General features: G+C 66.2%; 11 protein-coding genes. 2 read left to right on the forward strand and 9 right to left on the reverse strand.

All coding sequences use genetic code 11. The annotated features are described in order from the left end of the window. Positions 1-3: 3 nt before the first annotated feature. From ybeY to hrcA, 5 genes are all read right to left on the reverse strand, one after another. Positions 4-471 carry an rRNA maturation RNase YbeY gene (gene ybeY / locus G9V96_RS02865; RefSeq protein ID WP_168581689.1) on the reverse strand — a complete coding sequence of 156 codons (468 nt, stop codon included), beginning with the start codon at positions 469-471 and terminating at the stop codon, positions 4-6. Continuing rightward, the gene (locus G9V96_RS02870; RefSeq protein WP_168581690.1) at positions 468-1553 is read right to left on the reverse strand and encodes a PhoH family protein; all 1086 of its coding nucleotides are present in this window, start codon (positions 1551-1553) and stop codon (positions 468-470) included. Before G9V96_RS02870 ends, ybeY begins: the two co-directional genes overlap by 4 nt. Positions 1554-1636: 83 nt before the next feature. After that, positions 1637-2368 carry a 16S rRNA (uracil(1498)-N(3))-methyltransferase gene (locus G9V96_RS02875; protein ID WP_168581691.1) on the reverse strand — a complete coding sequence of 244 codons (732 nt, stop codon included), beginning with the start codon at positions 2366-2368 and terminating at the stop codon, positions 1637-1639. A gap of 4 nt (positions 2369-2372) precedes the next feature. Then, entirely contained in the window at positions 2373-3497 is a 1125-nt protein-coding gene (gene dnaJ / locus G9V96_RS02880) for a molecular chaperone DnaJ (RefSeq protein ID WP_168581692.1), read from the reverse strand. A gap of 72 nt (positions 3498-3569) precedes the next feature. Continuing rightward, positions 3570-4607 carry a heat-inducible transcriptional repressor HrcA gene (gene hrcA / locus G9V96_RS02885; protein WP_168581693.1) on the reverse strand — a complete coding sequence of 346 codons (1038 nt, stop codon included), beginning with the start codon at positions 4605-4607 and terminating at the stop codon, positions 3570-3572. A 94-nt stretch (positions 4608-4701) separates the two neighbouring features. Here hrcA and G9V96_RS02890 point away from each other — a divergent pair, with 94 nt between their 5' ends. Continuing rightward, positions 4702-5598, forward strand: coding sequence for a DUF3097 domain-containing protein (locus G9V96_RS02890; RefSeq protein ID WP_168581694.1), 897 nt, complete (start codon positions 4702-4704; stop codon positions 5596-5598). A 328-nt stretch (positions 5599-5926) separates the two neighbouring features. Then, the gene (locus tag G9V96_RS02895; protein ID WP_168581695.1) at positions 5927-7090 is read left to right on the forward strand and encodes an acyltransferase family protein; all 1164 of its coding nucleotides are present in this window, start codon (positions 5927-5929) and stop codon (positions 7088-7090) included. Here G9V96_RS02895 and G9V96_RS02900 read toward each other — a convergent pair. The 4 genes from G9V96_RS02900 to lepA form a co-directional block, all read right to left on the reverse strand. Next, positions 7021-8298 carry a glycosyltransferase gene (locus G9V96_RS02900; protein ID WP_168581696.1) on the reverse strand — a complete coding sequence of 426 codons (1278 nt, stop codon included), beginning with the start codon at positions 8296-8298 and terminating at the stop codon, positions 7021-7023. The two genes, G9V96_RS02895 and G9V96_RS02900, sit on opposite strands and share 70 nt — an antisense overlap. Positions 8299-8417: 119 nt before the next feature. Beyond that, entirely contained in the window at positions 8418-9686 is a 1269-nt protein-coding gene (gene hemW / locus G9V96_RS02905; RefSeq protein WP_168581697.1) for a radical SAM family heme chaperone HemW, read from the reverse strand. Positions 9687-10612: 926 nt separating this feature from the next. After that, positions 10613-11350, reverse strand: coding sequence for a tRNA (guanosine(46)-N7)-methyltransferase TrmB (gene trmB, locus G9V96_RS02910; RefSeq protein ID WP_226913406.1), 738 nt, complete (start codon positions 11348-11350; stop codon positions 10613-10615). 2 nt (positions 11351-11352) lie between these two features. After that, complete coding sequence (gene lepA / locus G9V96_RS02915; RefSeq protein WP_168581698.1) at positions 11353-13221, reverse strand: translation elongation factor 4; 1869 nt, start codon at positions 13219-13221, stop codon at positions 11353-11355. Positions 13222-13325: the final 104 nt, after the last annotated feature.

The raw sequence follows: 13325 nt of genomic DNA on the forward strand, positions 1-13325 counted from the left end.
CGCTCACGAAGTAGGACGCCCGCGTCCCGCGAGGTAGGTCAGCAGCAAGGTGCGCTGCAACTCGAACATCTCGTGTTCGTCCTGCGGTTCGGCGTGGTCGAAACCCAATAGGTGCAGGATGCCGTGGGTGGTCAGCAACAACAGCTCATCGGCGGTGGAGTGACCTGCGCTGCCGGCTTGGGCCGCGGCAACCTGCGGGCAGAGCACCACATCACCCAGAACACCTTCAAGACTCTGCTGCCCCTCACGGCCCGGGCGCAGCTCGTCCATCGGAAAACTCATGACGTCGGTAGGGCCGGGCAGGTCCATCCAATGCCGATGCAGCACCTCCATGGCAGCCTCGTCGACGAGCTTGATGCACAGCTCGGCGCGGGGGTGGACCCGCATCTGGTCCATCACATAGCGGGCACAGTCAACGAGTTCACGAGCATCGACCTCGACACCGGACTCGTTGAGGACCTCGATACTCATGCGTTCTCCTGGTTCTTGCTCGCCCTTCGCGGCGGGCGGCTGCTGCGGGGCGCCAGCGCTGGGTCGGCGCCCTCGGCGCGGAGCCGGTCAGCGTCCCAGCGGCCGTAGGCGTCCACGATCGCGCCGACGAGCTGGTGGCGCACGACGTCGTCCGAGGTCAGGTACGAGAAATGGACATCATCCACGCCGGTGAGGATCTGCTGGACGACGCGCAACCCGGACTGGGTGCCACCGGGCAGGTCCACCTGGGTCACATCCCCGGTGACCACGATGGTGCTGCCGAACCCGAGCCTGGTCAGGAACATCTTCATCTGCTCGGGTGAGGTGTTCTGCGCCTCGTCCAGGATGATGAACGCGTCGTTCAGGGTGCGCCCTCGCATGTAGGCCAGCGGCGCCACCTCCACGGTCCCGGCGGCCATCAGGCGAGGAATGGAGTCGGGATCGACCATGTCGTGCAACGCGTCGTACAACGGGCGCAGGTACGGGTCGATTTTGTCGTTCAAGCTGCCGGGCAGGAAGCCCAGTCGCTCCCCCGCCTCCACGGCCGGGCGGGTCAGGATGATCCGGTTCACGCGCTTGGCCTGCAGCGCAGCTACAGCCTTGGCCATCGCCAGATAAGTCTTGCCGGTTCCCGCCGGCCCGATACCGAACACGATGGTGTTCTCGTCGATCGCGTCGACGTAGCGCTTCTGTCCCAATGTTTTGGGCCGGATGGAGCGACCGCGGCTGGAAACGATGTTCGTGGTGAGCACGTCTGCGGGCCGCTCACGAGTGCGCTCCTGCAACATCCGAATGGAGCGCTCGACAGCATCCCGGTTGAGCGGTTGACCTGCAGCGGTGATGACGAGCAGTTCGTCGATGAGTCGTTCCAGCAGGTCAGCCTCGGCGGGAGGGCCGCTGATATGAATCTCGTTGCCCCGCACATGCAAGTCGAGGTTGGGCAGCGCGCGCTCGATGGTGCTCAGCAGCTGATCGTGGGGGCCGAGCAACGCCACCATGGGCGTACGCGGCGGGATGACGATGGTCCGCCCGTCAGCGCTGGATTCGGCTGTGGGCTCGACGAAGGATGAATGGTCGCTCATATCTCGATCCAGTCTACGGGCAGGCGCGCGTGGTGCTCACCAGGCGCAGCCTGGACAGGGGGCTTCGGTTGCGGCGGCGATGCTCAGCGCCACCGTGTTGCGGCGGCGATCACGGCCAAGGCGGCGGGGCCGGCCGTTCCCGAGCGCAGCACGTTCGCCCCCAACCGCACGGCTACCGCGCCGGCCTGTTCGAAGAGCGCACGTTCAGCAGGGCTGATTCCGCCCTCTGGCCCCACGACGACCAAGATCTGTCCGACCGGCAGTTCCCGGCCGGCCAACGGCTGGTCGGCGTCCTCATGCAAGATCAACGCCAGGTCCGCCGTGCGGATCCGCGCGCCCACCTCGGCGCTGTTCAGCGGGCCGTCGACCCGGGGAATCGTTGCCCGCCGGGCCTGTTTGGCGGCGGAGTCCACGACGGCCTCCCACTTGGCCCGAGCCCTGGCTGTTCGCTCGGCACGCCAACGCACGATGGAACGCTCCGCCTGCCAGGCCCACACCTCATCGACCCCGAGTTCGGTCGCGGCCTCGATCGCCTGCTCGTCGCGTCCGCCTTTGGCCAGGGCCTGCACCAGGATCAGAGAGCGCTCATCGTCCGGGACCGCCTCGAGCTCGAGGATGCGCACCTGCAGAACGCCAGGCTGGACGGTGAGCACTTCTGCGAGCGCACGCTGACCTGAACCGTCGGCCAGGAGGATCTTCTCCCCCGGTGCAGTGCGCTTCACGGTGGCGGCGTGGTGGCCTTCTGCGCCGTCCAGCACCAGCTCCGATCCAACCTGCGCACCGTGGAGCGGGCAGCGGTAAAGCGCCGCAGTCATGGTGTTACTTGCCGAGGAAGGCGTCGCGAAGCCGGCCCAGCAGGCCCCCGCCCTCCATGTGCGTTACTCGCCCCGCGGGGCTCTCCTCCCCGCGCAACTGCGCGAGTTTGCGGATGAGTTCTTCCTGCTCACTCGACAGGCGGGTCGGGGTGAGCACCTTCAGGGTGGCGAGTAGATCCCCACGCCCGTTGCCGCGCAGGTGGGTCACGCCCAAGCCCTTCAGGGTGGTCACCTCGCCGGACTGAGCACCGGCGCGCACCTCGAGCTCGGCCGGGCCGTCGAAGGTCTCGAAGTTCAGGACGGTACCCAGGACGGCTGCTGTCATCGGCACCTCGACCACGCAGTGCAGGTCGTCGCCGCGGCGTTGGAACTTGTCGTGCGGCGTCACAGCGATCTCGACGTACAGATCACCGGCCGGCCCGCCGCCGGGACCGATCTCACCCTCCCCGGCAAGCTGGATCCTGGTGCCGGTGTCGACGCCAGCGGGCACGTTCAAACTCAGCGGGCGCCGGGTGCGTACCCGGCCGTGGCCGGAGCATTCGAAACAGGGGCTGGTGATGACGGTGCCGAAGCCCTGGCAGGCGCTGCAGGGACGCGAGGTCATGACCTGACCCAGGAAGCTGCGCTGTACCTGCTGGACTTCACCGCGCCCATTGCAGACATCACATTGGCGTGTGCCGGTGCCCGGTTGGCAACCCTCACCGTGACAGGTGGAACAGACCACAGCCGTGTCCAGCGTGACCTCTTTTTCGCCGCCGAAGACCGCCGTGGGCAGGTCGATGTCGAGGCGGATCAAGGCGTCCTGGCCTCGCTGCACCCGCGAACGGGGGCCGCGCGCGCCAGCTCCGGCGCCGCCGAAGAACGCGTCCATGATGTCGCTGAAGGAGAAGCCCTGACCGAAGCCGCCGCTCGCGCCACCGTAGGGGTCGGCACCCATGTCGTAATTACGTTTCTTCTCCGGGTCGGAGAGCACGTCATAGGCCTGAGAGACCTTCTTGAACTCGGCCTCGGCCTCCGGACCGGGGTTGACGTCCGGGTGCAGTTTGCGCGCCAGGCGCCGGTAGGCGCGTTTGATCTCTTCCGAGCTGGCGTCGCGGTTCACACCGAGGTCGGCGTAATAGTCGTTCACACGTGATCCTTATGAGGTCTGCGGTTGTGTCGTGCACAGGGGTAGGCCGTCGCGCTGTAGGCGATCTCAACGTCAGCCGGAGAGCATCCCGGAGACATACCGGGCGACGGCACGAACCGCCGCGATGGTGCTCGCGTAATCCATGCGGGTCGGCCCGAGCACACCCAATCCCGCGAGGACATCCGCCCCAGCACCGTACCCGGCACTGACCACGGAGGTCTCGGCGAGACCAGCGTGCGGGTTTTCGCGGCCGATTCGCACCGCGACCCGGCTCCCACCGGATTCCTGCGCCAGGGTATTGAACAATCGCAGCAGCACAACATGTTCCTCGAGGGCTTCCAGCACCGGGCCGATGGATAGCGGGAAGTCCGGTCCGAGGCGTGCCAAGTTAGAGGTGCCGGCCAGGACGAGTCGTTCTTCGCGTTCTTCGACCAGCGCGTCGGCTAGCGCCTGCACCACCACTTGGGCCAGGTCACGGCTGTCTTCGGGCAGTTCCTCGGGCAGTAGCTCCAACCGGGCAGCGGCCTCCACCAGGGTGCGCCCGGACGCCTCGCCGTTGAGCCGGGTCCGCAGCCCAGCCAGGATCTCCTCCCCTGCCGGGGACAACAAGTCGATGTGGCTGAGCACGACCCGCTGTTCCACCCGGCCGGTGGTCAGGATGAGCACGACCATGAGGCGGTCCGCGGCGACCGGGACGAGTTCGATGTGTTGCACCGAAGAGCGCGTCAACGATGGGTACTGCATCACGGCGACCTGTTGGGTCAGTGAGGACAGCAACCGCACCGTGCGCTCCACGACGTCATCCAGATCCACCGCGCCTTCCAGGAAGCGCCCGATGGCGGCTCGTTGGGCAGCGCTCAGCGGCCGGATCTCGGAGAGCTGATCCACGAATACCCGGTACCCGGCATCGGTGGGCACCCGCCCGGCACTGGTGTGGGGCGCGGTGATGAGGCCCTCTTCTTCGAGGGCGGCCATGTCGTTGCGGATCGTGGCGGCCGACACGCCCAGGGCGTGCCGCTCCAGGAGCGCCTTCGACGCGACTGGCTCCGAGGTACGCACGTAGTCCTGAACGATGGCTCGGAGGACGACCAGACGGCGGTCTTGCGTCACGGTTGCTCCCTCCTGATGCTGGTGGCCACGGGACCGGCGCGACGCGCCGGAGTTGGCACTCGTGGGGGTCAACTGCCAAGTCTACGATGCTTCGGTGAATGCTTCGCCGAACGACCGCTACGGCCCGGATGTCCTCTCCACCGATTGGCGTGCCCCCAAGGGCGGGCGCGCGACCCCGGTGGTCGCTGAGCGGGGGCTCGTCGTCGAGGACGCGACCACCGGTTGGTGTGGCGCCGTCATTGCAGTGGAGAAGGCTGGCGGTATGCAGGTGGTGCATCTGGAGGACCGTCGGGGACGGGTCAAAGGGTTCCCCCTCGGGCCGGGCTTCCTCTACGAGGGGCGGCCGGCCATTCTCACTGCCCCGACCCCAGCCTCGACCTCGGCCGCGCTGGCGGCAGCACGAACGGCCGATCAACGCACCGCCAGCGGCTCCCGAGCGGTGGCCGGTCACACCGCCCGGGTCGCTCTCGGCTCTCGTATCTTCGTCGAGGGACGCCACGATGCGGAGCTAGTGGAGAAAGTGTGGGGCGACGACCTGCGCGTAGAGGGTGTGGTGGTGGAGATGCTCGACGGAGTCGATGACCTCAGCGCCGTCATCCGTGATTTCGCCCCGACCTCCCAGCGCCGGCTCGGGGTGCTCGTGGACCACCTCGTGCCCGGCACGAAGGAGAGCCGTATCGTCCAGGAAGCCCGGGCGCTGAAGCCCTGGCGCGACTACGTCTGCATCGTGGGCCACCCCTACGTCGACGTCTGGCAGTCGGTGCGCCCTGCCCGGCTCGGTTTGACCCAGTGGCCGACGATCCCGCGCGGCACGTCGTGGAAGCACGGCATCCTGGAGCATCTGGGTTGGCCGCATGAAACCCAGACCGACGTGGCCATCGGCTGGAAGCGCATCCTGGGTTCGGTGCGTTCCTACGCCGACCTCGAGCCTGAGCTCCTGGGCCGGGTGGAGGAACTCATCGACTTCGTGACCGTCGGCAGGTCGGGCTGAGCATCAATGAACCGGCGCTCTCCCGCACCGGGCTGATGTGGCCGGGAACACTCGCGTGCCGCACCCATTCTCTGATTGATTTTCGCCCCGGCCCGAGCCGCCGATCTGGCCGCAACTGCCCAGTGGCGCCGCAAATTTGGTCTGACCAAGCAGTTGCGGCCGCCAGCGGCAGCGTCCAGCAGCCGGTCTGTGTACATGGACAGGCGTTCTGACGGGCCCCTAAACTCCCCCCGGCGCGGTACTCGGGGTCCGTGCCACGACCGGCACGCCGCCACGCGCTCCTTACGCGGCAGCCGAGGGTCGTTTTTCGTCTGCGTTGGGAGTTTTCGTGTCCTCTGGTTCTAGCGTCAGAGGAAAACCCTCATTGCAGCAACGTCTGCCGTGGATTGATGCCGCCCGCGGCTTGTGCGTCATCGCCGTCGTGTTGCTGCATGTGGGGATTTTTCACTCCTTCGAACTCTCGCTAGCTCCGCGTGAGCACCCGGCCTTCCACGACTGGGTGCTCCTGAACGAGGCAGTTCTCGCCAAGCTGCGCATGCCGCTACTGCTGTTGCTCTCCGGGTGGCTGGCACGCACCAAAATCCAACAGGGAATTGGTTACGCCCGCACCCGGCTGACGCTGCTGAGCAACCTGCACATCTTCGTGGTGTGGAGTTGTGTCTATTTCGCCTGCGGCATCCTGGTCCCCTTCGGCCAGCCGGATGCGCGCACGGCACCGACGCTGCTGCGCAGCCTGGTCAATCCCGCGTTCGGGCCGCTGTGGTTCGTGTACGTGCTGGTAGTGGCGATGTTCCTGTTAGCCATCACCCGCCGACTACCGGCCTGGTCGGTGTTGCTCGGGTTCTTCGTCCTGGGCTGGGGGGTTCTGCTGGCCACCGGTGACGTTGCCGGGCTGCCAAGGGCGGTGTTCTTCGCCGTCGGCGCCCGCTACGGGCCGCAGTTGCTGACAGCCACCCGTTCCTGGAAGACGATTGCGATTGCGGCCGCCGGTTACATCCTCTTCTTCCCCATAGCCGAGCGTCTGCCGGAGCGGTCGGCCTACCCATTCGGGGTGGCCGCCGGGCTATGCGCGGCGATCGTCTTCCTCGCGCTGATGCAAGCCTTCGGGAAAATGGCGCTGGCCCGCCCTGCGGCGTGGGTCGGCCGTCGCACTCTGGGCGTCTATGTGCTGCATTGGCCGCTGGTGATGGGGCTGGCGTTCCTGGGCCGGACGCAGCGCGCGCTGTTTCAACCGTGGCTACAGACCCCGGCCTCGGCCATCGCCTACGACATCACCATCAGCTTGGCCATCGTGGCGCTGTGTGTCGGCTTGGAGTCGCTCTTGCGCCGGGTCGGGCTAGGCATCCTGTTCGACCCTCCGAGGGCGGCCAAACGGCTCGCCACGGCCGGCGCCCGGACAGGAACAGAGGGCGATTCTCGACCTCAGGCAGAGGTTCCGAATACCGAGTCGTATGCCTCCATGACCACGTCATCCGCGAACCGCGTCAAGTAAAGTTCGCGGGCGCCTGCGGCGTGCTTCTCGCGCTGGACAGGATCGGCCAGTTCGGCCAGTGCCCTGCCTGCCGCTGCGGCGTCATTGACGATGATCAGACCCGGTTCGCTGCTGGTTGCGATGCCTTCAACCCCGTAGGGGGTAGCCACGATCGGCACCCCGCGCGCCAAGGCGTCCAAGCTCTTGATCTTCACCCCTGAGCCGAAGCGCAGCGGGTTGACCAAAGCGGCCCGCGTCATCACGGCCTCATCGAGGTCATCGACATAACCGTGGATGACGACGTGGTCCCCATATGGCGCGGCGGCGGCAAGCATCGACTCGGGAGCGTCTCGGCCGACGACGTGCAGGCGCGCGTCCGGGCGGGCCTGGAGCAGCGCCGGCATCCCCTCCTGCAGGAACCAGACGAGCCCGTCGTGGTTGTGCGGCATCGCCAACAGGCCGACGAAGACATACTCGGGCCGACCGTCCCAGGTGTACTGCGCCACCGGCCGTTGCGGCACCCACGGCGGGATGACCCGAACGTCGGCACCGGTGCGAGCACGTAACCCTGCAGCTTCTTCGTCGTTGAGCAACAACGACAGGCTGGAATGGCGGGCGGCGGCGTTCTCGGCGCGCGCGATACGACGCGATTCCAACGCGAGCAGTGCGTTGCGGCTCCATGGTTGCCGGGTCAATCCGCGCAACGGGCGGGGTACGTTCCCGGCGAACTGTCCGAGCGGATCGAACGAGCTTGAGGTCCCTCCCTCGCCGATGGTGCGCAGCATCCGCCGGTAGCGCACGCTGAACAGATCGTCCAGATACAGCACCCGACGCCCCCGGGCCGGGGGCTCACCGACGTGCTGCAGCAGACGGATCGTGTCGATGATCTCAACATCGGCATCGATTTGGGTCAGGATCGTCTGCACCCGTTCCGCGACGCTGGGTGAGGCCATGAACGTCTCTTGCAAGCTGCGTCGCTTCAGACCGGCTTCCAGCGCGATGGCCTTGAGCTTTTCGGGACCGGTTGCCGTCCCTACCTCGTGCACCTGCACGCCCTTGAACGGTTCCAGGTCCGTAATGGCCGGGCCCAGGTGGACGTAGTGAACGTTGCTCGCCCCCAACCGTGTGCGCAAGTGGCGCAGGAACCCCGCAAGGACCACAGCCTTGCCGCTATCGGGCGGATATGGGTTTACGGCGCTGACGATCACGGCACGAGCAGAGTGAGACATCTGTTCCTTTCGGGTGTGGCAAGTCCGCACTTGCGACGGCTGTCATTTCCCCCCGGATACGCAAGCGAGACGAACCGCAAACCTACCCCAGGGGTCATCTGCGGAACTGACTTATCCCCCTAAACAAGGAGCTGGCGCACCACCGTATCGGCGAGTAGCCGGCCCCGCACGGTGAGGATCAGACGCTCGCCCGCCTCTGCTGTATTCGCCCCCCACACCCCGTTCGGCGCTTCCGGGACCACGGTGCACAGCCCGGCACCGACCAGAGAATCGACCTGGGCGCGTCCGTGCGGGCGCAGCAGAACAAGGGGCAGCCCCTCCGCGAGCCGACTCCGCAACAACACACATTCGTCGTATCGCTCGTCAGGAGAAAGGATTTCCCGGGCCTGCGCCGGGGAGAGGCCGGTGCCGAGCCGATCTGCGTAGCTCGAGGGATGGCGAACATTCCACCACCGCACCCCACCGACGTGGCTATGCGCACCCGGCCCGAAGCCCCACCAGTGGCCGTCGCGCCAGTACCCCAGATTGTGCCGACATGTCCCGGCTTGCGAATGTGACCAATTACTCACTTCGTACCAAGAGAAACCTGCCGATTCTAGGCGCGCCGCAGCCAGCTCGTACTTGTCTGCCTCGTCATCATCCTGCGGCGGCGCAACCTGGCCGCGGCGCACTTGCCCCGCTAATCGGGTGCCCTCTTCGACGACGAGGGCGTATGCCGAGATGTGGTCGGGGCCCAGATCGATGGCGGTATCCAGGGAGCGGGCCCAGTCCTGTGTCGTCTCCCCCGGAGTGCCGTAGATGAGGTCGAGACTGACCACCAGACCGGCCTGCTTCGCTCCTGCCACGGCGCGGGCTACCCCGGCGGGGTCGTGGGTGCGATCCAGGGTCGCCAGCACATGGGTCACCGATGACTGCATGCCCAGGCTCACCCGGGTGATGCCTACCTCACGCAGACGCTGCAGCACCGACTCATCAACCGTGTCGGGGTTGGCCTCCGTGGTCACCTCCAGCTGCGGGGTGAAACCGTAGGCGTTCTCCAACGCTTGCAGCACCTCACCGATGGCCTGCGCGCTCAGCACGGTAGGGGTGCCGCCCCCGAAGAAGACTGTGTCGATCGGGCGGGCGGGTAGCACCCGCGTCGACATCTCGATCTCAGCGTGCAGGGCGCGCAGGTAGGCACCGACCGGCCCGTCGGTGGCCTGCAGCGACGGGGTACCCAACTCTGCCGGGGTGTAGGTGTTGAAGTCGCAATAGCCACATCTGCGCCGGCAGAACGGCACGTGAATGTACACCCCGAACGCTCCCCCCCGGGTGAAGCCGCTCAGCGCACTCATGGGCAGCGCGCCGTCGGCGGGGGCGACGTCTGCCTGTGGGGGTGGAGTCGGCATCTGGGCATCCTCTCACCCCAGGCAGACCCGGCGACCACCGCGCCATGCCCCGCCCACCCCCTACGCCGCCCTAACCCGAAGGCACCGACGCGCCCCAACTGTGCGGAAACCGCGCCCGACTCTCGCCGAAGCTGGGACTGTCGCTGAGGTGAGGTCAGACGATTGGTATTAGGAGATCCCACGAGGCGATGACGTAACGTTCATTCTCGGAGTGCCCCCAATAAAGGCATTACTACGCATGCAGAAACGGGATATGGAATCTCACCCGCCGCGATTTACCCGATCCTTAGTAGGAGCGAATCGGCTTTAGTCCCAACCATCCCCACTTTTCGCACTCGCTGCTAGTGAAGGTAATCGGACCGTAGGAATCAGTCCGCAGTATTGCGTCTGCAGAATGATTGTGGGGGCAGACTGGCACCTGGCCGGAATACTGCACGTCCCGGAGAATCTGGGAGGACATCTCGTTCAGGGAATCGCGGTGTTCCGCCGCCAGGACGAAAAGAGAACTAAGACCCCTGAGATCCCTCATGGCCACACACCCAGCAAGCCGTTACCTGCTCATCCAGTTGCGCTCAAGGCGGTGTCGACCTCGACGACCACCGTTGATGCGATGTTCTGAGCGTGTTCCGGGCCGATTTCACAGAGCTCCGAGCACGGTTTCTCAGCGAGGGTCCGCCACGGCCAGGGGTCCGCGAACCGCGTGGCGCCCGCGCACCGGTTGCGCCCGGCATGACAGTCGTCCAGACTGCTGCTATCGAGAGCGGTGACGGAAGATGTTCACTCCCAACACCTCTCGCGCGGGGGAAGCCAGCAGGTCTACAGCACAGATGAGCGACCCCCACCGGGCGATCTGTCCGGCGTTGAAGTGTCGCCCTCCCGACGCTTCAACGTCGGGCCGATCGCCCGAGCCGCGTCTAGGTCCACTTCTAAGCACTAACCCGTCGCTGGTACTCCAGGTCGCGAATGGCCCGCCCCGCCTCGAGACCTTTACGTTCGAAACGGGTCAGTGGACGCTGTTCGAAACGAGGAGCCCACCCGTCGTGGCACGCGGACAACAGCGGCTCTGCGTCGCAGACCTCGCGCATCACGTCGGCGTAGTCCTGCCAGTCCGTGGCCAGGCGTAATGCCCCACCCGGTTCCAACACCCGCGCCGCGGCTGCGGCGAATGACCCGTCTATCAAGCGCCGCTTGTGGTGGCGGGCTTTGGGCCACGGATCAGGGAAGAAGACCCGCAGTTCGCTGACCGAGTGCGGCTCCAGGCCATCATCAACGAGCGCGCGAGCATCCGCCTGGATCACCCGCAGGTTATTCACGTGGTGGCGCTGGGCGAGAACGATGGTGCGAGCGATGCCTGGGCGGTACACCTCCACCGCGAGGTGGTCGCGCTCCGGCTGAGCCAGCGCCGCGGCGATGATCGCGTCCCCGGTGCCGGAACCGATCTCCACCACCAGCGGCGCACGGCGCCCGAACACTGCTTCCGCCTCGAACCGCCACGTCGGGTCCACCGACGTGGAACGTGTCAGGCGCGCCGGTTCGACGACGAACCGGGAGTGGTGTTCATCCCAGGCCTGCTGGTACCGGTGCGAGAGCCGCCCATCGCGTCGGGCAAAGGACATCACGTCCCGGCGCAGCGGCTGCTGTTCGCCCGGCAGTGGTTGGGGCACGCCTACTTCTTTGCTTTGTCGCCGGCGTCGTTGGACAGTGCCGCGATGAAGGCTTCTTGGGGGACCTCTACCCGGCCCACCATCTTCATCCGCTTCTTGCCTTCCTTCTGCTTCTCCAGCAGCTTGCGCTTACGGCTGATGTCACCGCCGTAGCACTTGGCCAGGACGTCCTTGCGGATCGCGCGAATTGTTTCCCGGGCGATGACCCGGCTGCCGATCGCGGCTTGGATCGGGACTTCGAACTGTTGACGCGGGATGAGGGTGCGCAGCTTCTCTGCCATCCGCACCCCGTAGGCATAGGCCTTCTCCTTGTGCACGATGGAGCTGAACGCGTCCACTTGTTCGCCCTGCAGCAGGATGTCGACTTTGACCAGGTCGGCGATCTGGTCGCCGTCGGGTTCGTAGTCGAGGCTGGCGTAGCCGCGGGTGCGGCTTTTGAGTTGGTCGAAGAAGTCGAAGACGATCTCCGCCAAGGGCAGCGTGTACCGCATCTCGACGCGGTCCTCAGACAGGTAATCCATCCCCCGCAAGGTGCCGCGTCGCTGCTGACACAGCTCCATGATGGCGCCGATGTACTCGCTGGGAGCCAGCACCGTCGCGCGGACCACGGGCTCGCGAATCTCGCCGATCTTGCCGTCCGGGAACTCGCTGGGGTTGGTCACATCCACGTGAGTGCCGTCATCCAAGGTGACGTCGTACTCCACGTTGGGCAGGGTCGAAATGAGGTCGAGGTCGAACTCGCGCTCCAGACGTTCCCGCACGATCTCCAGGTGGAGCATGCCCAGGAAGCCCACCCGGAACCCGAACCCGAGCGCCGCAGACGTCTCGGGCTCGTACACCAGCGCAGCGTCGTTGAGTTTGAGTCGGTCCAGGGCGTCGCGCAGCACCGGGTAGTCGGTGCCGTCGATCGGGTACAACCCGGAGAAGACCATCGGTTTGGGGTCACGGTAGCCCCCCAGTGCCTGGCTGGCCGGTTTGGCCATGTTGGTGATGGTGTCACCGACCCGGGACTGGCGCACGTCCTTCACCCCGGTGATCAGGTAGCCGACCTCGCCGACCCCCAATCCGTTGCAGGGCACGGGCTCTGGTGAGCTGACGCCGATCTCGAGGAGCTCGTGAGTCGCCTTCGTGCTCATCATTGCGATTCGTTCGCGCGGATTGAGGTTCCCGTCGATCACCCGCACGTACGTAACGACGCCGCGATAGGTGTCGTAGACCGAGTCGAAGATCATCGCCCGGGCCGGGGCATCGGGGTCACCGACCGGCGGTGGCACGCGGCGGACGATCTCATCCAGCAGCGCCTCGACGCCTTCCCCGGTCTTACCCGAGACCAGGTGCACCTCTTCGGGCTCGCACCCGATCAGCCGAGACAGCTCAGCCGCGTACTTGTCCGGCTGCGCCGCCGGCAGGTCGATCTTGTTCAGTACCGGGATGATCGCAAGGTCGTTCTCCATCGCCAGGTAGAGGTTGGCCAATGTCTGGGCCTCGATGCCCTGCGCGGCGTCGACAAGCAGCACCGCTCCCTCGCAGGCCGCCAAGGACCGCGAAACCTCATAGGTGAAGTCGACGTGCCCGGGAGTGTCGATCATGTTGAGGCAGTAGGTGGTGTCCTGGGTGTCTCCCGGCGCGCTCGCTGCCCACGGCATACGGACGGCCTGGCTCTTGATCGTGATGCCGCGCTCGCGCTCGATGTCCATCCGGTCCAGGTACTGGGCACGCATATCCCGTGCCTGCACGATTCCGGTGATCCCGAGCATCCGATCCGCCAACGTTGATTTGCCGTGATCGATGTGCGCGATGATGCAGAAGTTCCGGAGGAGCTCCGGCGGCGTCGCGTGAGGTGGCAACGCGTTACGGGCCTGCGGTGACACGGGTCAAGACCTCTGCTTCGTCGGGGGCATCGGCACCGGTGGGCCATGTGGCCCTCCCCGGCAGATGGCCATCATCCCACGCCGAACACGCCGGTTGCGCATCA

Origin of the sequence: Gephyromycinifex aptenodytis (assembly GCF_012277275.1) — a bacterium.
In the GTDB taxonomy this organism is placed as follows: domain Bacteria; phylum Actinomycetota; class Actinomycetes; order Actinomycetales; family Dermatophilaceae; genus Gephyromycinifex; species Gephyromycinifex aptenodytis.

Bases quoted from the DNA above. Each gene is read 5' to 3' on its own strand.
- G9V96_RS02875 (WP_168581691.1), bottom strand. From the start codon at position 2,368: ATGACTGCGGCGCTTTACCGCTGCCCGCTCCACGGTGCGCAGGTTGGA.
- ybeY (WP_168581689.1), bottom strand. From the start codon at position 471: ATGAGTATCGAGGTCCTCAACGAGTCCGGTGTCGAGGTCGATGCTCGT.
- G9V96_RS02870 (WP_168581690.1), bottom strand. From the start codon at position 1,553: ATGAGCGACCATTCATCCTTCGTCGAGCCCACAGCCGAATCCAGCGCT.
- G9V96_RS02900 (WP_168581696.1), bottom strand. From the start codon at position 8,298: ATGTCTCACTCTGCTCGTGCCGTGATCGTCAGCGCCGTAAACCCATAT.
- hemW (WP_168581697.1), bottom strand. From the start codon at position 9,686: ATGCCGACTCCACCCCCACAGGCAGACGTCGCCCCCGCCGACGGCGCG.